Below are 21,095 nucleotides of genomic sequence, written 5' to 3'. Positions count from 1 at the left end.
CCCCGGCTCCTCCCGTACCACCTCGTCGAAAGGTAGCGCGTGCGCCCGTGGAGCGGCCGCCCACGCAGCGGATAACGTGGACCGGATGGGGACCGGCCGACGACCGGCCGACGCGACCAGGAGGCGACCGTGCCCGAGGCAAGCACCGCAGGGACCGCTCCGCGTTCCCTGGCCGAGGCGCTGCGCGCCCGTGACGACGCCGCGCTCGCCGCGCTGCTGCGCGCCCGGCCCGACCTGCTGAGCCCGGTGCCCGGCGACGTCACCCAATTGGCGACCCGGGCCGGCACCCGCGCGTCGGTGGTGCGCGCCCTGGAACACCTGGACCGCTTCGCCCTCCAGTGCGCGGAAGCACTGGCGGTGGCCCCCGACCCGTGCCCGTACCCGGTGCTGGAGGCCCTGCTCACCGGTACGGCCCCGGGCGGCGAGGACGACCGCGCACCGGTCGCCGACGCCGTGCGGGCCGCGCTGCCCGGGGCCCTGCGGACCCTGCGCGACCAGGCCCTCCTGTGGGGCGGGGAGGACGCGCTGCGACTGGTGCGCACCGCGCGCGAGTTGCTGGCCCCGTCCGCCTCCCGGCCCTCCGCCACCGGGCTCGGCCCGACCGTCGCCGAGGCGACCGCGGGCATGTCCCCGGGCCGGGTCCAGGAGATCGTGCTGGCCGCCGGACTGCCCGCCACCCACGACCCGGTGTCCGCGGTGTCCGCGCTGACCGCCCTGTTCACCGACGGTTCGCGGATGTCGGCGCTGCTCGACGAGGCGCCCGCCGAAGCCCACCAGGTGCTGGGCCGGCTGGTGTGGGGGCCGCCGTACGGAGAGGTGACCGCCAGCCCGACGCCGCCCGTGCGCTGGTTGCGCGACCGCGGTCTGTTGCTGCCCGCCTCGACGCGCACGGTCGTCCTGCCGCGCGAGGTCGCCCTGCACCTGCGCGGCGGGTTGGCCCACCGGACGGTGGAACCCGTGGCCCCGACGGTGGCCGCCGCGCGCGAGCACCGTCCGCCGCTCGTGGACGCGAACGCGGCCGGGCAGGCGCTCGCCGCGCTGTCCACCGTCGAGGAGCTCGTCAAGCACTGGGACCACACCGGCCCCGCCGTGCTGCGCGCCGGCGGCCTCGCCGTGCGCGACCTCAAGCGGGCCGCCTCCGCCCTGGACACCACCGAGGCCCTCGCCGCGTTCTGGATCGAACTCGCCTACGCGGCGGCCCTGTTGGCCAGCGACGGCGAGGCCGACGAGCGGTACGCGCCGACCCCCGCCTTCGACACCTGGGTCGAACTCCCGCCCGCCGAGCGGTGGTCGGCGCTCGCCGTCGCCTGGCTCCCCGCCACCCGGACGGCCGCGCTGGCCGGGGAACAGGACGCCAAGGGCCGCACCCTGTCCGTCCTCGGCCCCGATCTGGACCGCAGCGCCGCCCCCGAGGTGCGCCGCCGGGTCCTGGAACTGCTCGCCGCGCTGCCCGAGGGCGGCTCCGCCGATCCGGCGGAGCTGCTCGCCCGCCTCGCCTGGGAGCGCCCGGTGCGCGGCACCAGCGAGCTGCGGGCCCGGCTCGCGCGCTGGACCCTGGACGAGGCGGAGCTGCTCGGGGTGACCGGGCGCGGGGCGCTCTCGGGCCCCGGCCGGGCGCTGCTCGCGCACCGGGACCCGGGGCCGCTGCTGGCGCCGCTGCTGCCGGAACCGGTGGACCACGTCCTGCTCCAGGCCGACCTGACGGCCGTCGCGCCGGGCCCGCTGCGGCGGCCGCTCGGGGACGTGTTGGCCGTGCTCGCCGACGTGGAGTCCAAGGGCGGGGCGACGGTGTACCGCTTCACTCCCGGCTCCGTGCGCCGTGCCCTGGACGCCGGTCGGACCGCTTCCGACCTGCACTCCTTCCTGGTCGAGCACAGCCGCACGCCGGTGCCGCAGCCGCTGACCTACCTGATCGACGACGTGGCGCGGCGACACGGGCACCTGCGCGTGGGCACGGCCTCCTCGTACGTGCGCTGCGACGACGACGCGGTGCTCGGCGAGCTCCTCGCCGACAAGCGTTCGGCCGGGCTCGGGCTGCGCCGGCTCGCGCCGACCGTCCTGGCCGCGCAGGCCGAGCCGGGCGCGCTGCTCGACGGGCTGCGGGCGATGGGCTACGCCCCGGCCGCGGAGTCGCGCACCGGTGACGTGCTGGTGGCGCGGGCCGACACGCACCGCGCCCCGCGCCGCGCCGCGCCCGTCCCGGTGCCGGACGGGCCGCCGGTGCCCGACGCGACGCTGCTGGGCGCGGCGGTACGGGCGATCCGCGCGGGCGACCTGGCGGCGACGGCGGTGCGCAAGGAGACCGCGCCGAGCGGTTCGGCGGCTTCGAGCACGGGGGCCGCTCCGCTGCCCGGCGAGCTGCCGCGCACCAGCGCGGCCGAGACCCTGGCGACCGTGCAGGCGGCGGCGCTGACCGGGTCGGCGGTGTGGATCGGTTACGTGAACGCGGACGGCGCGGCCAGCCAGCGCGTGATCGCACCGGTCCGGGTCGAGGGCGGCTACGTCACCGGCTACGACCACACCGCGGACGAGGTCCGCACGTACGCCCTGCACCGGGTCACGGGCGTGGCGGAACTGGCCGACGACCAGGTGTGAGCCGCCGTACGCCGGGGCGCGCGGGCCGGTCCGGGCGGTGAAAACCGGTGGCCGGACGGGTCGGCGGGCGGTGATCCTGGGGGGCATGTCCACCGAACCGTCCCGCCGGATCCGGGCGGCGCACACCGCCGACACGATCACCGTCTACCAGGCGTACTCCCCGCGACTGGGCCTCCCGGCCGCCCGCGACGGCCGGTTCCCGCCCGACTGGAAGCGGGACCGGATGACGTGGATCAAGCCGTCGTTCCTGTGGATGATGTACCGCTGCGGCTGGGGCGCCAAGGAGGGCCAGGAGACGGTCCTCGCCGTCGAGATCGCCCGGGCCGGCTTCGACCACGCGCTGCGCCACGCCTGCCTGTCCCACTACGCGTCCGGCGTCCACCCCGACCGCACCGCCTGGCGCCACGCACTGCGCGCCGCTCCGGCCCGCGTCCAGTGGGATCCCGAACGCGACCTCCACCTGAACGCGCTGCCCCACCGGTCCCTGCAACTGGGCCTGTCCGGATCCACCTCCCGCGCCTACGCCGACGAGTGGACGCTCTCCATCCGCGACGTCACCCCACTGGCCCACGAGGTCCACGCCCTGGTCCGTGCCGGTGACGAGACCGCGGCCCGCGCCCTCCTCCCGGTCGAAACCCCCTACCCCGCGCCCCCGTTGCCCCATCTGGGCGCCTGAGCGTTCCCGCGGGACCCCCACACCCGGCGGGGGATGCGGCAGACTGGAGGTTTGGCCGTCCGCGCCCGGACGGCCACACCGCCGGAAAGGGACGCTCTTGAACGGGCCTCTGATCGTCCAGAGTGACAAGACCCTCCTGCTGGAGGTCGACCACGAGCTGTCCGCCGCCGCGCGGCGGGCGATCGCGCCCTTCGCCGAGCTGGAGCGGGCCCCCGAGCACATCCACACCTACCGGATCACCCCGCTCGGGCTGTGGAACGCCCGGGCGGCCGGGCACGACGCCGAGCAGGTCGTGGACGCGCTCGTCGAGTTCTCCCGCTATCCGGTGCCGCACGCGCTGCTCGTCGACGTCGCCGAGACGATGGCCCGCTACGGGCGGCTCACCCTCAGCAAGCACCCCGTGCACGGGCTGGTCCTGACCAGCACGGACCGGCCGGTGCTGGAGGAGATCCTGCGCTCCAAGAAGGTCGCCCCGCTCGTCGGCGCACGGCTCGACGCCGACACGGTCGCCGTGCACCCCTCCGAGCGCGGGCAGATCAAGCAGACCCTGCTCAAGCTGGGCTGGCCCGCCGAGGACCTCGCCGGTTACGTCGACGGCGAGGCGCACCCGATCGAGCTGGCCGAGGACGGCTGGGCGCTGCGCCCCTACCAGCAGCAGGCCGTCGAGGGCTTCTGGCACGGCGGTTCGGGCGTGGTCGTGCTGCCCTGCGGCGCGGGCAAGACGCTGGTGGGCGCCGGGGCCATGGCCCAGGCCAAGGCGACCACGCTGATCCTGGTCACGAACACCGTCTCGGCCCGTCAGTGGAAGCACGAGCTGATCAAGCGGACCTCGCTCACCGAGGAGGAGATCGGCGAGTACTCGGGCACCCGCAAGGAGATCCGCCCGGTCACGATCGCGACGTACCAGGTCCTGACGACGAAGCGGAAGGGCATCTACCCGCACCTGGAGCTCTTCGACTCCCGGGACTGGGGCCTGATCGTCTACGACGAGGTGCACCTGCTGCCCGCGCCGGTCTTCAAGTTCACGGCGGACCTGCAGGCCCGGCGGCGGCTCGGGCTGACCGCGACGCTGGTGCGCGAGGACGGCCGCGAGTCGGACGTCTTCTCGCTGATCGGTCCCAAGCGCTTCGACGCGCCGTGGAAGGAGATCGAGGCGCAGGGCTACATCGCGCCGGCCGACTGCGTCGAGGTGCGGGTCAACCTCACCGAGAGCGAGCGGCTCGCCTACGCGACGGCCGAGACGGAGGAGAAGTACCGCTTCTGCGCGACGACCGCGACGAAGCGGAAGGTCACCGAGGCGTTGGTGCGCAAGCACAAGGGCGAGCAGACGCTGGTCATCGGCCAGTACATCGATCAGCTCGACGAGCTGGGCGAGCACCTGGACGCGCCCGTCATCAAGGGCGAGACCTCGAACGCGCAGCGGGAGAAGCTCTTCAACGCCTTCCGCGAGGGCGAGATCAGCGTGCTGGTGGTGTCGAAGGTCGCGAACTTCTCGATCGACCTGCCGGAGGCGACGGTGGCCATCCAGGTGTCGGGCACCTTCGGCTCCCGTCAGGAGGAGGCACAGCGCCTGGGCCGTGTGCTGCGCCCGAAGGCGGACGGTCACGAGGCGCGCTTCTACTCGGTGGTGGCCCGGGACACGATCGACCAGGACTACGCGGCCCACCGCCAGCGCTTCCTGGCCGAGCAGGGCTACGCCTACCGGATCATGGACGCGGACGAACTGCTGGCTTCCGACTAGCGGATCGTGGCCGAAGCCGAACGGTGAGGGGCCGGGTGTGAGGGGCCGGGGGTAAGGGCCCGGGGGCGTCAGCGGCGTACGACGCCGGCGTCCTCGGCGTACTCACCGAGCAGGACCACGCTGACGGCGGTCCCGGCGAATATCTTCGCGGCCCGCAGCAGGCCGCCCTTGCGGCGCTGGCCGGGGTGCGTGGCCCCGGCCGCTCTCGCGGTGTGGCCGTCGGGCGCGGAGCCGGCGGGGGTCGTGGTGGTGGCGCCGCGAGTGTGGCGGCCCTGGCTCGGGGTGAAGGTGGCGGTGCTCATGTATCCCATGGTCCTTTTCCGGCCCGGACATCACATCGCCCTGGGGGCGGAACCCCACCCCCTCCCAGCTCCTCCTCGCGGCGCACGGCATCCCCTAGGGACTCTGCCGAAGGTAGGACCCCGCTCCCCCTCCCGTACTACCCCCCGCACGAGGTCCGGGGCGCGGTCCCGGACACGGTCCCGCACGACCCGGTGGCCCCGGTAATCCGTTCGCGCCGCGCCGCCGCGCTGACTACACTCTCCGCTCTTGCCGCCTCCCCTCCCGCCGTCGCTCCATCACGCCGCCGGGGAGAGCCGCCGTCCGCTCGGAAACCGGACGGTCCGATCACAGAGATCAGCAGCTGGAGGCAGTTCCGTGTCCGCAGGTAGTTCCACGTCGTCGGCCGAGACGTCCGCCGAACCGTCCGCCGAGGTGTCCGCCGGGCCGTCCCTCGACCCGTCCGTCGACCCGCTCGCCCGCGAACGGGCCCACCTCGCCGCGTCCCGTTCCGCGCTGCGCGCGATGCGCGAGGACGTCGAATCCCTCGACATCCGCGACGTCACCGCGAACTGGGTCAACGCCATCGTCCTGCAGGCCCAGATCGACGACCGGATCAAGGCCCTCGCGGACCTGGCCCACACGCCCCTCTTCTTCGGCCGCCTCGACTACCTCCACGCGCCCGGTGCCTCCCTGGCCGAGGGCGCGGAGGGCGAGCAGTTCTACATCGGCCGCCGCCACGTCCACGACGCGGGCGGCGACCCGATGGTCATCGACTGGCGCGCGCCCGTCTCCCAGCCCTTCTACCGCGCCTCGAAGAACGACCCGCAGGACGTCGGGCTGCGCCGCCGCTTCGGTTACACGGCCGGCGAGCTGACGGCGTACGAGGACGAGCACCTCTCCGACCCCGCCGAGGCCTCCGCCGTCAGCAAGCTCCTCCAGCAGGAGATCGAGCGCCCGCGCGTCGGCCCGATGCGCGACATCGTCGCCACGATCCAGCCGGAGCAGGACGAGATCGTCCGGTCCGGCCTCGGCGGCTCGGTCTGCGTCCAGGGCGGCCCCGGCACCGGAAAGACCGCAGTCGGCCTGCACCGCGTCGCCTACCTCCTCTACGCGCACCGCGACCGGCTCGCCCGCACCGGCACCCTGGTCATCGGGCCGAACCGTTCCTTCCTCCACTACATCGAGCAGGTCCTGCCGGCCCTGGGCGAGCTGGAGGTCAAGCAGGCGACCGTCGACGACCTGGTGGCCCGCCCGGGCGTGGCCGAGGTCCGGGCCGTGGACGGGGCCGCCACGGCCGTGGTCAAGGGCGACGCCAGGATGGCGGAGGTGCTGCGCCGGGCCGTACGGTCGCACGTCGCGCCGCCGACCGAGCCGCTGATGGTGGTCCGCGGATCGCGCCGCTGGCGGGTCCCGGCGCACGAACTCGCCGAGATCGTCGAAGAGCTCCAGAACCGCGACATCCGCTACGGCGCCGCCCACGCCGCGCTCCCGCAGCGCATCGCGCACACCGTGCTCGTCCGGATGGAACAGGCGGGCGAGGCCCCCGACGACCGCGTCCAGGACGCGGTGGCCCGCACCCCCGCCGTCAAGGCGGTCGTCAAGCAGGCGTGGCCGCCGGTGGACCCGGCGAAGCTGGTGCTGCGGCTGCTCGCCGACCCGGAGTTCCTCGCGGAGCACGCCGCCGGGATCCTCGACGAGGACGAGCAGCGGCTGTTGCTGTGGCCGAAGCCCTTCCGCAGCGTGAAGTCGGCGAAGTGGTCGCCGGCCGACCTGGTCCTGATCGACGAGGCGAGCGACCTGGTGGAGCGCACGCACTCGCTCGGCCACGTCGTCCTCGACGAGGCGCAGGACCTGTCCCCGATGCAGTACCGGGCGGTGGGGCGGCGCTGCACGACGGGCTCGGCGACGGTGCTGGGCGACCTGGCCCAGGGGACCACGCCGTGGGCCACGCGGAGCTGGGCGGAGGCGCTGGGGCACCTGGGCAAGCCGGAGGCGGTGCTGGAGGAGCTGACGGCCGGCTTCCGCGTGCCGCGCGAGGTGATCGCGTACGCCTCGCGGCTGCTGCCGCAGATCTCGCCGGGGCTGGCGCCCGTGTCCTCGGTGCGTGAGACGCCGGGGTCGCTGGACGTGCGGGAGGTGGACGCCGGAGAGCTGACCGGTGCCGTCGTCGCGGCGTGCCGGGAGGCGCTCGTGCACGAGGGGTCGATCGGGCTGATCGCGGCGGACGCGCGGATCGAGGAGCTGGGCGGGGCGCTGGTCGCGGGCGGCCTGCCGTACCTGGCGCCGGGCGAGGAGACCACGGCCGAGTCGCGGTTGACGCTGGTGCCGGCGTCGTTGGCGAAGGGTCTGGAGTACGACTACGTGGTCCTGGACGAGCCGGGGGCGATCGTGACGGGCGAGCCGGACGAGCGGACCGGGTTGCGGCGGCTGTACGTCTGCCTGACGCGTGCGGTCTCGGGGCTGACGGCCCTGCACACGGGTGCGTTGCCGGGGGCGCTGGTCACATCCAGCCCCGCCAGCGATTGAGGCGCCCCCGGAGGGCAGACGCGCCGCGGGCAACCACCGGGGCCGCTCAGGCTGGCCGGGCCGGATGGAGCGGCGTCCCCCGGATGGGCTAGTCCTCGTGGTGGTCGGCGGGGTCCGGGTCGAGACTCGGACGTGGGCTCCGGCCCGGCCGACCCGCATCCGGGGCGGCCCACCCGCGGACGACCTCGGAGTGAGACGTGGACGACTATCCGCTGCTCAACCTCTTCTGGACCATGCTGTGGCTCTTCCTCTGGGTCATGTGGTTCTTCCTGCTCTTCAAGGTGATCTCGGACATCTTCCGCGACCACGAGCTGCACGGCTGGGGCAAGACCGGCTGGCTGGTCCTCGTGCTGCTGCTGCCGTACATCGGCGTCTTCATCTATCTCGTCGTCCGTGGCCGGGGCATGGGCAAACGGGACGTGAAACAGGCCGAGGACGCGGAGCAATCGTTTCGCCAGTACGTGCAGAAGGCGGCCGGGACCGGCGCCGGGGCCCACGGCAGCGCGGCCGACGAGCTGCACAAGCTCTCCGCGCTGAAGGAGAAGGGCGACATCACCCAGGAGGAGTTCGACCGGGCCAAGGCGAAGGTGCTCGCCTGATCCCGCGGCCGGCGGCGTGAGTCGAACCGGGTCCGGGGCGTTCCCCGGGCCCGGTCGCCGCGGGCGGCGTCAGGCCAGCGCCTCGCGCCACTGCGCCACCGCGGCCGGGTTGACCGGGGCCGACCAGCCCTCGGGGCGGGCCGCCCCGCCGATGTGGAAGGCGTCCACGCCCGCCGCCCGCAGCTGCGGCAGGTGGTGCAGCCCCAGGCCGCCCCCGACCAGGATCCGCGGCCCGTACCCCGGCTCGCCGCGCCGCGCGGCCTCCGCCAGCAGGGTCGGCAGACCGGCGTCCACCCCGTCGGCGGCGCCCGCCGTCAGGTAGGTGTCCAGGCCCGGCAGGTCCGCGAGCGCCTTGCGCAGCCCGTCCCGGTCCGCGGCCCGGTCGATGGCCCGGTGGAAGGTCCACCGGCAGCCGTCCAGCTCCGCGACCAGCGCCTCGACGGCCTTGAGGTCCGGGGTCCCGTCGGGGTTCAGGAAGCCGAGCACGAACTCCTGCGCCCCCTCCGCCCGCAGCTCCCGCGCGTCCTTGAGCAGTCCCTCGACGTCGCCCGCCGCGAACCCGTCCGCCGCCCGCAGCATCACGCGCAGCGGGATGTCCACGGCCGCCCGGATCGCCGCGAAGGTCTCGCGCGGCGGGGTGAGCCCGTCGGCCGCCATGTCGGTGACCAGTTCGAGACGGTCCGCCCCACCGGCCTGGGCCGCGACCGCGTCCTCCACGTCGAGGGCGATCACCTCCAGGAGCGCACGGTTGCTCATTTGACCCCATCCTTCGGATTGCTGCTCGTATGACTGATATGGAAAATAGGTCTAGTCCAATGTCCAGGGTACGGCTCCGTCGGCACCCTCCACCAGCAGAATCACGCCACCCGCACAATGTGGGCATGGACTCCGACACACCGCAGCCCCAGCAGCGCACCTACGAGGACCTGCGCGCCGCCTGGCACCGGACCGCCACCGAGGCCGGAGCCGACCGCGACCCCGCTCCCTACGCCGACCGACTGCTGGCCGCCTGGGCCGAGCCCCAGCGCCGCTACCACTCCACCGCGCACCTGGCCGCCGTGCTCGCCCACGTCGACACCCTGGCCGCGCACGCCGCCGACCCGAGCGCAGTCCGCCTCGCCGCCTGGTTCCACGACGCCGTCTACCGCCCCGACCGCTCCGAGAACGAGGAGCGCAGCGCCGCCCTCGCCGAGCGCGCCCTGCCCGAACTCGGCATCGGCGCGGCCCGCACCGCCGAGGTCGCCCGGCTCGTCCGGCTCACCGTCACCCACGACCCGGCCCCCGGCGACACCGACGGCGAGGTGCTCTGCGACGCGGACCTCGCGATCCTGGCCGGCGCCCCGGACGCGTACGCCGCCTACGCCGCCGCCGTCCGCGAGGAGTACGGCTTCGTCCCCGACGAGACCTTCCGCGCCGGCCGCGTCGCCGTGCTGCGCCAGCTCCTCGCCCTGCCGCGGCTCTTCCGCACCCCGCACGGCGCCGCCCACTGGGAGGCGCCGGCGCGCGCCAACCTCGCCGCCGAGGCGGCCGCGCTGGAACGAGCGGCCCATCCGGAACAGGCAGCCCATCAGGAATAAAAACACACAAAAGGGAATCACCGGGAATGCGCGAGCGTTCCGCGTCGTTGGTGCAAGTCATGCCCGCAGCAGCCGAACGCACCCGCATGCCCGTCGCCGTCTACGTCCTCGGCCTCTCCGTCTTCGCCCTCGGGACCAGCGAGTTCATGCTGTCCGGGCTGCTGCCACCGATCGCCGAGGACATGGGCGTCAGCATCCCGCAGGCGGGCCTGCTCATATCCGCCTTCGCGATCGGCATGGTCGTCGGCGCCCCGCTGCTCGCCGTGGCCACCCTGCGCCTCCCCCGCCGCACCACCCTCGTCTCCCTCATCAGCCTCTTCGGCCTCGGGCAGGTCGCGGGCGCGCTCGCCCCGACCTACGAGCTGCTCTTCGCCTCCCGCATCGTCTCCGCCCTCGCCTGCGCGGGCTTCTGGGCCGTGGGTGCGGCCGTCGCGATCGCCATGGTCGAGCGGCACCAGCGGGCGCGCGCGATGGCGGTCATGATCGGCGGCCTGTCCATCGCGAACGTCCTGGGCGTCCCGGCCGGCGCCTTCCTGGGCGAGCACCTCGGCTGGCGCTCCGCCTTCTGGTCGGTCGGCGCCGCCTCCGCCATCGCCCTCGTCGGCATCCTGGCGCTGATCCCGCCGATCCCGCTGGCCGCCGAGAAGCCCCGACTGCTGCGCGAGCTGGCCATCTACCGCGACCGCCAGGTCTGGCTGTCCATCGGCGTCACCGCGCTCGCCGCGGGCGGCGTCTTCTGCGCCTTCAGCTACCTCTCGCCGCTGCTCACCGAGGTCGCCGGGCTGGACTCGGCCTGGGTCCCGTGGATCCTGGGCCTCTTCGGCGTCGGCGCGCTCGTCGGTACGACCGTGGGCGGCCGGGTCGCCGACGCGCACCTCTTCGGGGTGCTGCTGTGGGGCATCAGCGCCTCCACCGTCTTCCTGACCGCCCTCGCGCTGCTGGCGTCCGTGCAGGTGGCCGCGATCGCCCTGGCGTTCCTGCTCGGCTTCTCCGCCTTCTTCACGGCCCCGGCGCTCAACGCCCGCATGTTCAACGTGGCGGGCGCCGCCCCCACCCTGGCCGGGGCCACCACCACGGCCGCCTTCAACCTGGGCAACACCGGCGGCCCCTGGCTCGGCGGTACGGTCATCGACGCCGGCTGGGGCTTCGCCGCCACCGCCTGGGCGGGCGCCGCCATGACGGTCACCGCGATCGCGCTGGCCGTCGTATCCCTGCGCCTGGAACGCCGTACGCCGCCCCGCGCGACCCGCGTCGTCACCTCCTCCGCCGCCACCGCGGACGCCACCACCCCGGAACAGCAGCCGGTCTAGGAGAGCAGCAGCGGCATGTCCCAGCCCGAGGGCGCGCCCCCGGTGGAGTACGCGTCCAGTGCCAGCGCCAGGCCCGCCGCCCCGTCCAGGTAGCCCGAGACGTCCGTGCCGTACGGCGCCTTCGTCATCGTGAAGCGGAAGCCGAAGGGCAGCTCCGGATCGAAGTCCGCGACGAGCCGGGCCGCGATGCCGTCCCGGACCGACTGGATCCGGGGGTCGCCGGCGTGCTCGTTCAGCCGGCCGAGCTGGTGCAGGGCGCCCGCCCAGCCGTGGCACAGCGCGTTGTCGTTGATCCCCCACCGCTCCGGGGGCAGCGTCAGCATCCGTTCCACCGAGGCCAGCGCCGTGGCCGTCCAGTCCGCCCGGCCCAGCGCCAGCCCGGCCAGTTGCAGCGCGCGCGAGACCCCGGGCGCGCCGTAGCACCAGGACGGCCAGCCCGCGGGGACGGCGTAGGCGTCGGGGCCGGCGAGGTAGTCGGCCAGGCTCAGGTGCGGGGGCCAGTACGTCCCGTGTTCGTCGCGCACCACCCACCGGGTGAGCAGAGCCGCGGCCGACTCGATGGCGTCCTGCTGCCCGGGGACCCGTACGCCCTGGCTCCAGGCCAGCGACAGCAGCGCCAGCGGCCCCGCCACCCCGTGCGAGATCCCGAGGTTGAGGTGGCCGTCGGGGAGCTTGGCCTCGGAGCCGATCCGCGGCGCGTCCAGGGCCCACCAGCGCGGCACCTTGTGCCCGCGGTGCTCCACCTCGCCCTCGGCCAGCCGGACGAGGTAGGCCAGTACGGACTCCAGCTCCTCCCCGCAGGTCTCGGCGCGGGCCAGCAGGTAGCGGCCCACGCCGGTCATCCCGCGCACCACCTCGTAGTGGCCGATGGTGGGCAGCGGGGAGTCCTCCGGGACGGCGGGCATCGCGGTGCGGACCAGGCCGCGCTGGTACGCGTCGAGCTTCTGGAGGACGGAGACGTAGCCGCCGGTGGCCCGGTGGGCGAGCAGCGCGGCGAAGGCGAGGGCGCCGGGCCCCTTGAAGATGCCGCTCGGGACGGTCTCCCCGGTGCCCGCGGCGCGGGTCGCGAGCGTCAGGTAACCGTGCGCGCGGGCCGTGCGGTCGGTTCCGGGGCGGGCCGCGCCGCTGAAGGCGATGGCCAGGCCCGGGCTGCCGCTGCCGAGGGTCAGCTCGGCCCAGATCCCCTCGGGCTCGCCGTCGTCGGAGGCCTCGGCGGGGATCCGGGTGGCGGCCATCGTGGCGACGGGGTCGGCGAGCCGGTCCAGTACCTGCTCCGAGACCTCTCCGGCGCGCTCGCGCAGCCGGGCGTTGTCGGCGGCGGTCATCGGCTGCTCCTGCTCATCGGTCGCTCCTGCGCGTGGGGGTCGGCGTCGGGGGCCGTGCGAAAGGCGTGGGCGCGGGTGGCGAGTCGGGTGCGGGCGGCTCCGCGCAGTACCGCGTAGGCGCGGGCCTCCGCCGCCGGGTCGATGCCGAAGAGCCGGTTGTGCCGCATGTGCAGCAGGGACAGCACGGCCTCGTCCCGGTCGGCCTCGGGCGCGGCGAGCAGCAGTGCGCCGAAGGCGCGCGGTTCGGGGGACTGCGTCCACAGCTCGCCGAGGGCCGGGACCCCGAGGCGTTCGCCGACCCGCAGGGCGGTGTCCCCGGGGGCCGCGCCGGGGCGGACCAGCTCGTCGGCGAGGGCGCGGTGGCGCTGGTAGACCTCGTGGTCGGGGCCCTTGGTGAACATGTGGTCCGCCCAGGCGCACCAGTCCCACCCGCCGAGGGAGTCCAGCAGGACCGCGTGCCCGGCGGCGGCGAGGACCTCGTCCGGCACGGCGGCCGCTCCGGCGCGCCGGGCCCGCAGCTGGATCAGCGCGGACCGGCTGTCCGCCAGGAAGATCCCCTCGGCGGCCTCCTGGGCGTCCGCGCCCAGGTAGCGGTCGGTCTCGGGCCGGTAGGCGTCCAGGACCAGCGTCCGCACGGTGCCCGCCTCGACCAGCCGGCGCACGTGCCGGGCCACGGCGGGCAGCACCCGCGCGTGCAGCGCCGCCGGGTCGCCGTGCAGCCGGATCCGCAGGTGCGGGTCGGGATCGCGGTAGCGCAGGAAGAACCAGCGGTCGACGTCCTCGTCGACCTCGGCGAGCAGCCGCGGGAGGTGGTCGGCGAGCAGCGCGTCGTGGACGCCCGTCTCGGCGTACAGCTTGAGGGAGAGCCAGTCCTCGCCGGGCAGGTGGACGGCGGTGGGCGCGGTGCGCACGGCGGAGCGGGCGAGCGGCGCGGGTCCGCCGGGCGCGTCCGGCGCGGCGGCGCGGGCGGCCCGTACCAGCGGGACGACGATCTCGGTGGCGTGCCCGGCGTTCCAGCCGAGCCCGGCGCCGCCGGCGGTGAGGTCCTCGTACAGCTGGAACCGCGGTTCCTTCGCGGTCAGTTCGGCGCGCAGCAGCCCCTGGTCCCAGGGCTCGCCCAGGTCGACCGGGAACATCTGGTCGTTGCGGGCGATCTGGATCCGGTCGGGCACCCGCCCCCGGCGCCGCCAGTCGCGCAGCCCCTCCTCCCACACCGCGTCGTCGGACGAGCGGGCCGCGTCCAGCAGCCGGCGCCCGGCGAGCCAGCGGCGCGGGGCGGTGATCACGCGGCCGTAGCGGACGCTCGGGAGGTACGGGAGCACGTCGAGCCCGGCCCAGTCCCACCCGGACCACACCCGCGGGCGGGCCGCGGCGAGGTCGCTGAGGAAGCGGGCGACGGGCGGGGCCTGGGCGTCGAGGGCCAGCATGTGCGGGAAGACGGGGACGACCGGGCGGCCGGTGGGCCCGTGCAGCAGGCGCAGCCCGTCCTCCCCGGCGGCGACGAGGAGGGTGCGCCAGTCCAGGCAGTGCGGGTCGCCGCGGTCGTCGGCGACGCCGATCGGGATCCGGTGCTCCAGCAGCGGCGGCACCTGCACGATGTTCAGGGAGCGCGGGTCGCCCGGCATGACGTCGACCTGCGCGAGGATCGGCTCGTCGGCGACCGCGGTACCGGCGTCGGCGTCCGGTCCCGCGGCCAACGCGCGCAGCTCTTCGGTGAGTCCGGTGACGGCGGCGAAGCGGCCCGCGGTCGCACCGGCCGTCCAGGAGCCGATGTGCGGGCTGCCGAGCAGGGTGAACTCGCCCCGGTCGAGGGCCTCCTGGCTGTCGGCGAGGACCTGGAAGCAGAGTTCGAGGGTGCGCGGGGCGCGGGCCTCCGGGTCGTGTCCGACGGCGGCGGCCAGCCGGGCCACGTCCGCGTCGGTGAGCTCGATGTCACCGCCGTCGAGGACGGCCTGTTGGGTGAGTTCCGCGATCGCCGCGCGGCGCGGGCGGTCGGCGTCCTCGCCGGGGCCGACGCGCGGGTGCGCGGGCGCGGGGGCTCCGTAGGAGGGCGGCAGGCCGAGCCCGCGGTGCGGGTCGACGAGGTCGCCGAGCGGGACGGCGCAGGCGGTGCCGTAGCGCTCGATGAACCGCTCGCGGTAGTCCCGCATGTGGTCGAGGCTGGTCCACTGCGGGGTCATCGCCCAGATCGCGGCGGCGTAGCGGCGCACTTCCTCGCCGATCGCCTCGGGCAGCACGAGCTCGGCGGGCATCCGCAGGTCGACGTGGACGGGCGGCCGCGCCCCGGCCCCGTCCCGCGCGGCGTCCGCGGCGCCCGGTCCGTCGAGGGCGCGTACGGCGTCCAGCAGGGCCCGCCAGGACGCGCGGCCCTCGCCGGGCCGGTCCGCCTCGTGCGCGGCGGCCGCGGCGCGGACCGCGCGCAGCCCTTCGGCGGCGCCGGGGACCGCGCCCCGCACGGCGGCCTCGATCCGGTCGAGGAGCGCGGCGTCGATGCGGTGCGGGGTCAGGGAGGTGAGCAGGAAGCCGTGCTGGACGAGTCCGGCCAGCAGCCCGTCGATGCGCTCCGCCCCGACCGTCGGGAAGCGCTCGACCAGGGCGTCGAGCAGGTCGGTGTACGGGACCGGGCGGGCGGCGGCCTCGCGGACGACGGCGACGAGCGCGTTGTCCTGGACCGAGACCTCCCGCTCGCCGGTGTGCCGCACGAGCCGCCCGTCGCGGCGCACGCACAGGTCGCTGAGCACCACGTCGGTGCGCCGGCGCACCTCGGGCACCGCGAGCCACTCGCGCACCCGCCGGTGCAGCCAGGCCCCGTCGAGCCGGACCGCGACCTGGCCGGGGCCGGTGGGCGGGGCGGTGGGCGCGCTGGCGGGCCGCACCTCGGCGGTCGCGCCGCCGAAGCGGGCCCGGGTGACACCGGCGAAGAGACCGAAGGGGGTGGGCCGCCCGCCCGCCCGGCGGGCGTAGCGGGTGAGTGTCCTGGCCGCGCTGAGGGTCCGCTTGCGGCCGAGGGCGGCGGCGCCCTCGTCGGTGGCGAGGCGCTGGAGGCTGAGCGAGAGGCTGCCGCTGGCGACCTCGACGGCCTGGCGCAGCAGCGGGTCGGCGGCCAGCAGGCGCAGGCCGGGGACGGGGTCGGCCGCGTCGATCCGGGCCTCGGTGCTCCCGCGCGGTGTGCTCGCCATGCGCACGAGCACCGGTCCTCGCACCTCGAAGAGGTCCAACGTCGTTCATCCCCCGTGTCGGTACGAAGAAGCGGGGCGGGCACCGGCCCGCCCCGCTTCACATCACGTCGTCCGTTGCGTCAGCAGCAGGTGGGGCAGCGGGTGCCGATGGCGTAGCTGCTCGGCGAGGTGAAGGTACCGGCGCCGAACTCCTGCGACTGGTCGGAGACCTCGGAGATGCTGAGGTCGAGGTCCAGGTCGGACGTGTCGTTGGCGAGAATCATTTCGATGCGCATGTGTCCCCCATCGGGTTCGTGAAGCGAACAAATGATCGATCCATCAGAGCGCCTGTTCGGTGCCCGCCCTCACACCCTTCATTGCGGCAGCATTGCGCGGGGAGTTGTTTTTCGGCCAACCGAAAGAAATGCCGGAGCGGGCCCTTTCCGGCGCAAGAACGGAGCCCACGAGGGCCTCCGCACGTCCCCCTCGACCGGAACCACCGCTTCAGCCAGGAGCTTCTCCGGCCCGCCGCAACAACGGAGTTACGCGCTCCAGCGCCCCGGAAGCCGGGCCCCGAGGGCACACGTCGACCCACGAACGGTCACATCCGGCCGCGCACCGGGAACCCACCGCCCACCTCAGGACCCACCCGTCACACCAGTGGCGGCGTGGCGCGATCGCGCCCTTGCCATGATCGCGTTCGACGGCTTATCGGACAGCCCCCGCGGTCGACTCATGCGGACGGGCGGCCCACGCGGACCGGCGGCTCACGCGGACCGGCGGCTCACGCGGACGGGCGGCCCTTCGGCCGGCGCAGGCCCGCCGCCGTGATCCGGCGGACGATCTCCTTGCTGCCCACCTCGACGGCGCCCGCGCGCACCGCGTCCGCGTACCGGTGCGAGGGGACGTCGTAGTGGTCGCGCTCGAAGGCCCGCTCGGGGCAGCCGATGGCCGCCGCGAATGCGTGCAGTTCCTCGAACGAGACGTCACTGACCAGGTGCGACCACATGCGGCCGTGCCCCGGCCAGGTCGGCGGGTCGATGTAGAGGGTCACCCGGGGCCCCGGCCCTAGTGACCGAGGACGGAGCCGAGCCCGCCCACGGCGGCCACCTTCACGCCCTGCTTCCCGCACACCCAGTGCGGATCGGGCCCCAACTCCGGGTCCACGTCCAGCGCGTGGAGGTCGGTGTGCGAGCAGACCGGACACAGTGGCCAGCGCCCGTGCTTCTCCAGGAGCGCGTCCTGCACGTCCTGGGCGACGAGCCCGGCGAGGTAGTCGGCACCCTCCGGCCACTGCTCCGCCCACCAGCGGCGGTGCACGACCGAGTCCTCGACGAGGGAGACGACATCGGCGTCGGCGACCTCACCCGCGATGAGGTCGGCGAGTACGAGAGCACGAGCGGCGTGCAGCGCCTGCTCCAGGGGGGTCGCGTGGTCCATACGAGTCATTGTGGACCCCCGCGCCCCAAGTGGCGAAGGTCCCGCCCAGCAGGTGCCCTATGGCTTCTTGACGCCCGGAACCATCTGAAAATATCTTTCATGTGTGAGCGAAAACCAGAAGGAAACTTTCAGCCAGGGCCCGGCGGCGAGCGCGCCCGCGGTCGCCCCGGCCGGGCCGGCCGGCCCGGCCTTGATCCCCGGTCCCGAGACCCTGCGCGCCAAGATCCGCACGCTGGGCCCCGCCATGACCCGTTCCATGCTGGTCGTCGCCGAAGCCGTCGCCGCGGACCCGGCCGACTGCTCGAAGCTCACCGTCACCGCGCTGGCCGCCCGTACCGGCACCAGCGAGGCCACCGTGGTCCGCACCGCCCGCCTGCTCGGCTACCCCGGCTACCGGGACCTGCGCCTCGCGCTCGCCGCGATCGCCGCCCGCCAGGAATCCGGCGCCGCCCCCGCCGTCACCGCCGACATAGCCGTGGACGACCCGATCGCGGACGTCATCGCCAAGCTGGCCTACGAGGAGCAGCAGACCCTCGCCGAGACCGCCGCGGGCCTGGACCACGCCCAGCTGGCGGCCGCTGTCAACGCGCTCGCCGCCGCCCGCCGCATCGACATCTACGGCGTCGGCGCCTCCGCCCTGGTCGCCCAGGACCTCGCGCAGAAGCTGCTCCGCATCGGGCTGATCGCCCACGCGCACGGCGACCCGCATCTGGCGATCACCAACGCCGTCCTGCTGCGCCCCGGCGACGTGGCCGTCGCGATCACGCACTCCGGCGCCACCGGCGACGTGATCGAGCCGCTGCGGCACGCCTTCGAGCACGGCGCCACCACCATCGCCGTCACCGGCCGGCCCGGCGGCCCGGTCGCCCACTACGCCGACCTCGTCCTCGCCACCTCCGCGGCCCGGGAGACCGAGCTGCGCCCGGCGGCCATGTCGAGCCGGACCAGCCAGCTGCTCGTCGTCGACTGCCTCTTCGTCGGCATCGCGCAGCGCTCCTTCGCGACGGCCGCCCCCGCCCTGGCCGCCTCCTACGAAGCCCTGGCCCCCCGCCACCGAGCCACCGCCCCCGGCACCCCCCGAGCCTCCCCTCCGGGAGCGCCCCGGAACCGCCCCTCCGGGGGCGCCTCAAACTCCCCCAGCTAACGCTGGGAGGGACCCCCGGGCGAGGCTGAAATTTCGCCCCGGCGCCGAGGACCCGCCACATCCAGCCCGCCCGGCGTTTGAGGGCAAGACACCGGCCACAGACCACCCGCAAGGAGCCCCCGCCATGACCGGCACCCACACGGCCAGCGCCAGCGCAACGGCCCTCCGAGCCCAGCTGGACACCCTCACCACCGAGGCCTTCCGCCCCGAGCTCGCCGACATCGACCGCCTCCCCACCCTCGACCTCGCCCGCACCATGAACGCCGAGGACGCCGCCGTCCCCACGGCCGTCGCCGCGCAGCTGCCGCAGATCGCCGCCGCCATCGACGCCATCGCGCAGCGCATGGCCCGCGGCGGCCGGCTGATCTACGCCGGCGCGGGGACGGCCGGCCGGATGGGCGTCCTGGACGCGAGCGAGTGCCCGCCCACCTTCAACACCGACCCCTCCGTCGTCGTCGGCCTGATCGCGGGCGGCCCCTCCGCCATGGTCCAGGCCGTCGAGGGCGCCGAGGACTCCGTGGAGCTGGCGGTGGCGGACCTCACCGCCCTCGGCCTGACCGCCGACGACACGGTCATCGGCATCTCCGCCTCCGGTCGCACCCCGTACGCCATCGGCGCCGTCGAGTTCGCCCGTACCCGCGGCGCGCTCAGCGTCGGCCTGTCCTGCAACGCGGACTCCGCGCTCGGCGCGGCCGCCGAACACCCCGTCGAGGTCGTCGTCGGCCCCGAGCTGCTCACCGGCTCCACCCGCCTCAAGGCCGGCACCGCGCAGAAGCTCGTCCTGAACCTCATCTCGACGATCGTGATGATCCGGCTCGGCAAGACCTACGGGAACCTGATGGTCGACCTGCGCGCCTCCAACGAGAAGCTGCGCGCGCGCTCCCGCCGCATCGTCGCCCTCGCCACCGGCGCCCCGGACGCCGAGATCGAGGCCGCGCTCGGCGCCACCGCCGGCGAGGTCAAGCACGCGATCCTCGTCATCCTCGGCGCGGTCGACGCCCCCACGGCCGCGGACCTGCTGGAGTCCTCCCACGGCCACCTCCGCGAGGCGCTCACCGCCGCGCGCCCCGCCCCGGCCCCCGCCCCCACCGCCTGACCGTACGACCGCCACCCGACCCACCACCGAGGGACGACCCGCACCATGTCCACAGACAAGAACCGCGCCACCGCCGCCGCGATCCTTCCGCTGGTCGGCGGCCCCGACAACATCACCTCCATCGCCCACTGCATGACCCGCCTGCGGATCGGCCTGCGCGACCGCAGCCTGGTCCAGGACGAGGCCCTCAAGGCCCTGCCCGCGGTCATGGGCGTCGTGGAGGACGACACGTACCAGATCGTCCTCGGCCCGGGTACGGTCGCCCGCGTCACCCCCGAGCTGGAAGCCCTGGTCGCCGAGGAGCGCGCCGCCGCCCCCGCCCCGGCCACGACTCCCGCCCCGGCCCCGGATTCCCCGCACGCCGTGACGGCCGACGCGCTCGCCGCCCAGGGCGCGGCCCTCAAGCAGGCCCAGAAGGCGAAGAACTCCACCCCCCTCAAGCTCTTCCTGCGCCGCGTCGCGAACATCTTCGTCCCGCTGATCCCCGCCCTCATCGGCTGCGGCATCATCGCGGGCCTCAACGGCCTGCTGACGAACTTCGGTTGGCTGCCCACGATCGTCCCCGCCCTCGCCGCGATGGCCTCCGGCTTCATGTCCCTGATCGCCGTCTTCGTCGGCTACAACACGGCCAAGGAGTTCGGCGGCACCCCGATCCTCGGCGGCGCCGTCGCCGCGATCATCGTCTTCCCGGGCGTCGCGAAGATCGACGTCTTCGGCCAGCAGCTCTCCCCCGGCCAGGGCGGGGTGCTCGGCGCCCTCGCGGCCGCACTGCTCGCCGTGTACGTCGAGAAGTGGTGCCGCAAGTGGGTCCCCGAGGCCCTCGACGTGCTGGTGACCCCCACCCTCACCGTGCTGGTCTCCGGGCTCGTCACCATCTTCGGCCTGATGTTCCTCGCCGGTGAGGCGTCCCACGCCATCGGTACCTTCGCCACCTGGCTGCTCGCCACCGGCGGCGCCTTCGCCGGGCTGGTCCTCGGCGGGCTCTTCCTCCCCCTGGTCATGCTCGGCCTGCACCAGGCCCTGATCCCGATCCACACCACCCTGATCGAGCAGACCGGCTACACCGTCCTGCTCCCCATCCTCGCCATGGCGGGCGCGGGCCAGGTCGGCGCGGCCATCGCGGTCTACTACCGCCTCCCGCGCAACGGTTCGCTGCGCCGCACCATCAAGTCCGCGCTCCCGGCCGGTTTCCTGGGCGTCGGCGAGCCGCTGATCTACGGCGTCTCGCTGCCGCTGGGCCGCCCGTTCGTCACCGCCTGCGTCGGCGGCGCGGCCGGCGGAGCCTTCGTCGGCCTCTTCAACCAGCTGGGCGTGGCCTTCGGTTCGACCGCCATCGGCCCCTCGGGCTGGGCGCTGTTCCCCCTGCTCAACGGCAAGGGCGGGCTGGGCATGACGATCGCCATCTACGCGGGCGGCCTGGCCGTCGGCTACCTGGTGGGCTTCCTCGCCACCTACTTCTTCGGCTTCACGAAGCAGATGCTGGTGGACCTGAACACCGACCCGGAGCCGGCGGCGGGCACGCCCACGGAAACGACCGCCACCGCGGACGGCGGCACCGCCGCGCCGGTCCCCGCGAAGGAACCGGCGCTGTCGTGAGGTCGCGCCCCTAGACCCGGCCGCCGACCC

The 21,095-nt window shown here is 74.7% G+C and carries 17 protein-coding genes; 10 read left to right on the top strand and 7 right to left on the bottom strand.

The window, feature by feature from the left end:
• Positions 1–129: 129 nt before the first annotated feature.
• The 3 genes from ACIQWR_RS25360 to ACIQWR_RS25350 all read left to right on the top strand — a co-directional run bounded on the left by ACIQWR_RS25360 (position 130) and on the right by ACIQWR_RS25350 (position 5,012).
• The gene (locus ACIQWR_RS25360; RefSeq protein ID WP_404013601.1) at positions 130–2,595 is read left to right on the top strand and encodes a helicase C-terminal domain-containing protein; all 2,466 of its coding nucleotides are present in this window, start codon (positions 130–132) and stop codon (positions 2,593–2,595) included.
• A gap of 85 nt (positions 2,596–2,680) precedes the next feature.
• Positions 2,681–3,271: a DUF4291 domain-containing protein gene (locus ACIQWR_RS25355; RefSeq protein WP_404013598.1), complete on the top strand. Its 591-nt coding sequence runs from the start codon at positions 2,681–2,683 to the stop codon at positions 3,269–3,271.
• A 97-nt stretch (positions 3,272–3,368) separates the two neighbouring features.
• Positions 3,369–5,012: a DNA repair helicase XPB gene (locus ACIQWR_RS25350; protein WP_399266639.1), complete on the top strand. Its 1,644-nt coding sequence runs from the start codon at positions 3,369–3,371 to the stop codon at positions 5,010–5,012.
• A 68-nt stretch (positions 5,013–5,080) separates the two neighbouring features.
• Here ACIQWR_RS25350 and ACIQWR_RS25345 read toward each other — a convergent pair whose 3' ends face one another.
• On the bottom strand, positions 5,081–5,314 hold the full coding sequence (locus tag ACIQWR_RS25345) for a hypothetical protein (RefSeq protein WP_404013595.1): 234 nt from the start codon (positions 5,312–5,314) through the stop codon (positions 5,081–5,083).
• A gap of 502 nt (positions 5,315–5,816) precedes the next feature.
• On the opposite strand from ACIQWR_RS25345, the gene ACIQWR_RS25340 reads away from it, so the two are divergent.
• Positions 5,817–7,820: a HelD family protein gene (locus ACIQWR_RS25340; RefSeq protein WP_404013887.1), complete on the top strand. Its 2,004-nt coding sequence runs from the start codon at positions 5,817–5,819 to the stop codon at positions 7,818–7,820.
• A gap of 197 nt (positions 7,821–8,017) precedes the next feature.
• Complete coding sequence (locus ACIQWR_RS25335) at positions 8,018–8,419, top strand: SHOCT domain-containing protein (protein WP_404013592.1); 402 nt, start codon at positions 8,018–8,020, stop codon at positions 8,417–8,419.
• Positions 8,420–8,488: 69 nt separating this feature from the next.
• Here the strand turns inward: ACIQWR_RS25335 and ACIQWR_RS25330 are convergent, their stop codons facing one another.
• Entirely contained in the window at positions 8,489–9,175 is a 687-nt protein-coding gene (locus ACIQWR_RS25330; RefSeq protein WP_404013590.1) for a copper homeostasis protein CutC, read from the bottom strand.
• A 125-nt stretch (positions 9,176–9,300) separates the two neighbouring features.
• Between ACIQWR_RS25330 and ACIQWR_RS25325 the strand changes: the two genes are divergently transcribed.
• Both ACIQWR_RS25325 and ACIQWR_RS25320 read left to right on the top strand, forming a co-directional pair.
• On the top strand, positions 9,301–9,996 hold the full coding sequence (locus tag ACIQWR_RS25325; protein WP_404013588.1) for a hypothetical protein: 696 nt from the start codon (positions 9,301–9,303) through the stop codon (positions 9,994–9,996).
• Between the two features lie 86 nt (positions 9,997–10,082).
• Positions 10,083–11,306: a Cmx/CmrA family chloramphenicol efflux MFS transporter gene (locus ACIQWR_RS25320; RefSeq protein WP_404013884.1), complete on the top strand. Its 1,224-nt coding sequence runs from the start codon at positions 10,083–10,085 to the stop codon at positions 11,304–11,306.
• Here ACIQWR_RS25320 and ACIQWR_RS25315 read toward each other — a convergent pair.
• From ACIQWR_RS25315 to ACIQWR_RS25295, 5 genes are all read right to left on the bottom strand, one after another.
• A complete protein-coding gene (locus tag ACIQWR_RS25315) occupies positions 11,303–12,631 on the bottom strand; it encodes a lanthionine synthetase C family protein (RefSeq protein WP_404013586.1) in 1,329 nt (442 codons plus the stop codon). The two genes, ACIQWR_RS25320 and ACIQWR_RS25315, sit on opposite strands and share 4 nt — an antisense overlap.
• Positions 12,628–15,810: a lantibiotic dehydratase gene (locus tag ACIQWR_RS25310; protein WP_404013584.1), complete on the bottom strand. Its 3,183-nt coding sequence runs from the start codon at positions 15,808–15,810 to the stop codon at positions 12,628–12,630. Before ACIQWR_RS25310 ends, ACIQWR_RS25315 begins: the two co-directional genes overlap by 4 nt.
• A 119-nt stretch (positions 15,811–15,929) precedes the next feature.
• A complete protein-coding gene (lanA, locus tag ACIQWR_RS25305; RefSeq protein ID WP_354381260.1) occupies positions 15,930–16,085 on the bottom strand; it encodes an SCO0268 family class II lanthipeptide in 156 nt (51 codons plus the stop codon).
• 488 nt (positions 16,086–16,573) lie between these two features.
• Positions 16,574–16,843, bottom strand: coding sequence for a DUF4031 domain-containing protein (locus tag ACIQWR_RS25300; RefSeq protein WP_351041706.1), 270 nt, complete (start codon positions 16,841–16,843; stop codon positions 16,574–16,576).
• A 14-nt stretch (positions 16,844–16,857) separates the two neighbouring features.
• Positions 16,858–17,229 carry a hypothetical protein gene (locus tag ACIQWR_RS25295; RefSeq protein ID WP_404013580.1) on the bottom strand — a complete coding sequence of 124 codons (372 nt, stop codon included), beginning with the start codon at positions 17,227–17,229 and terminating at the stop codon, positions 16,858–16,860.
• A 190-nt stretch (positions 17,230–17,419) separates the two neighbouring features.
• On the opposite strand from ACIQWR_RS25295, the gene ACIQWR_RS25290 reads away from it, so the two are divergent.
• The 3 genes from ACIQWR_RS25290 (at position 17,420) to ACIQWR_RS25280 (ending at position 21,065) form a co-directional block, all read left to right on the top strand.
• On the top strand, positions 17,420–18,373 hold the full coding sequence (locus tag ACIQWR_RS25290; protein WP_404013881.1) for a MurR/RpiR family transcriptional regulator: 954 nt from the start codon (positions 17,420–17,422) through the stop codon (positions 18,371–18,373).
• Between the two features lie 124 nt (positions 18,374–18,497).
• A complete protein-coding gene (murQ, locus tag ACIQWR_RS25285; RefSeq protein WP_404013577.1) occupies positions 18,498–19,469 on the top strand; it encodes an N-acetylmuramic acid 6-phosphate etherase in 972 nt (323 codons plus the stop codon).
• Positions 19,470–19,514: 45 nt separating this feature from the next.
• The gene (locus tag ACIQWR_RS25280; protein WP_404013574.1) at positions 19,515–21,065 is read left to right on the top strand and encodes a PTS transporter subunit EIIC; all 1,551 of its coding nucleotides are present in this window, start codon (positions 19,515–19,517) and stop codon (positions 21,063–21,065) included.
• Positions 21,066–21,095 lie beyond the last annotated feature (30 nt).

Source organism: Streptomyces sp. NPDC098789, assembly GCF_044759975.1.
In the GTDB taxonomy this organism is placed as follows: Bacteria; Actinomycetota; Actinomycetes; order Streptomycetales; family Streptomycetaceae; genus Streptomyces.
This window is presented reverse-complemented; position numbering and strand designations above follow the sequence as displayed.

Excerpts from the sequence above, each read along its gene's own strand:
- ACIQWR_RS25345 (WP_404013595.1), bottom strand. The coding sequence starts at position 5,314 with ATGAGCACCGCCACCTTCACCCCGAGCCAGGGCCGCCACACTCGCGGC.
- ACIQWR_RS25325 (WP_404013588.1), top strand. The coding sequence starts at position 9,301 with ATGGACTCCGACACACCGCAGCCCCAGCAGCGCACCTACGAGGACCTG.
- ACIQWR_RS25320 (WP_404013884.1), top strand. The coding sequence starts at position 10,083 with ATGCCCGTCGCCGTCTACGTCCTCGGCCTCTCCGTCTTCGCCCTCGGG.
- ACIQWR_RS25315 (WP_404013586.1), bottom strand. The coding sequence starts at position 12,631 with ATGACCGCCGCCGACAACGCCCGGCTGCGCGAGCGCGCCGGAGAGGTC.
- ACIQWR_RS25355 (WP_404013598.1), top strand. The coding sequence starts at position 2,681 with ATGTCCACCGAACCGTCCCGCCGGATCCGGGCGGCGCACACCGCCGAC.
- murQ (WP_404013577.1), top strand. The coding sequence starts at position 18,498 with ATGACCGGCACCCACACGGCCAGCGCCAGCGCAACGGCCCTCCGAGCC.
- ACIQWR_RS25280 (WP_404013574.1), top strand. The coding sequence starts at position 19,515 with ATGTCCACAGACAAGAACCGCGCCACCGCCGCCGCGATCCTTCCGCTG.
- ACIQWR_RS25330 (WP_404013590.1), bottom strand. The coding sequence starts at position 9,175 with ATGAGCAACCGTGCGCTCCTGGAGGTGATCGCCCTCGACGTGGAGGAC.
- ACIQWR_RS25340 (WP_404013887.1), top strand. The coding sequence starts at position 5,817 with ATGCGCGAGGACGTCGAATCCCTCGACATCCGCGACGTCACCGCGAAC.
- lanA (WP_354381260.1), bottom strand. The coding sequence starts at position 16,085 with ATGCGCATCGAAATGATTCTCGCCAACGACACGTCCGACCTGGACCTC.
- ACIQWR_RS25295 (WP_404013580.1), bottom strand. The coding sequence starts at position 17,229 with ATGGACCACGCGACCCCCCTGGAGCAGGCGCTGCACGCCGCTCGTGCT.
- ACIQWR_RS25310 (WP_404013584.1), bottom strand. The coding sequence starts at position 15,810 with ATGGCGAGCACACCGCGCGGGAGCACCGAGGCCCGGATCGACGCGGCC.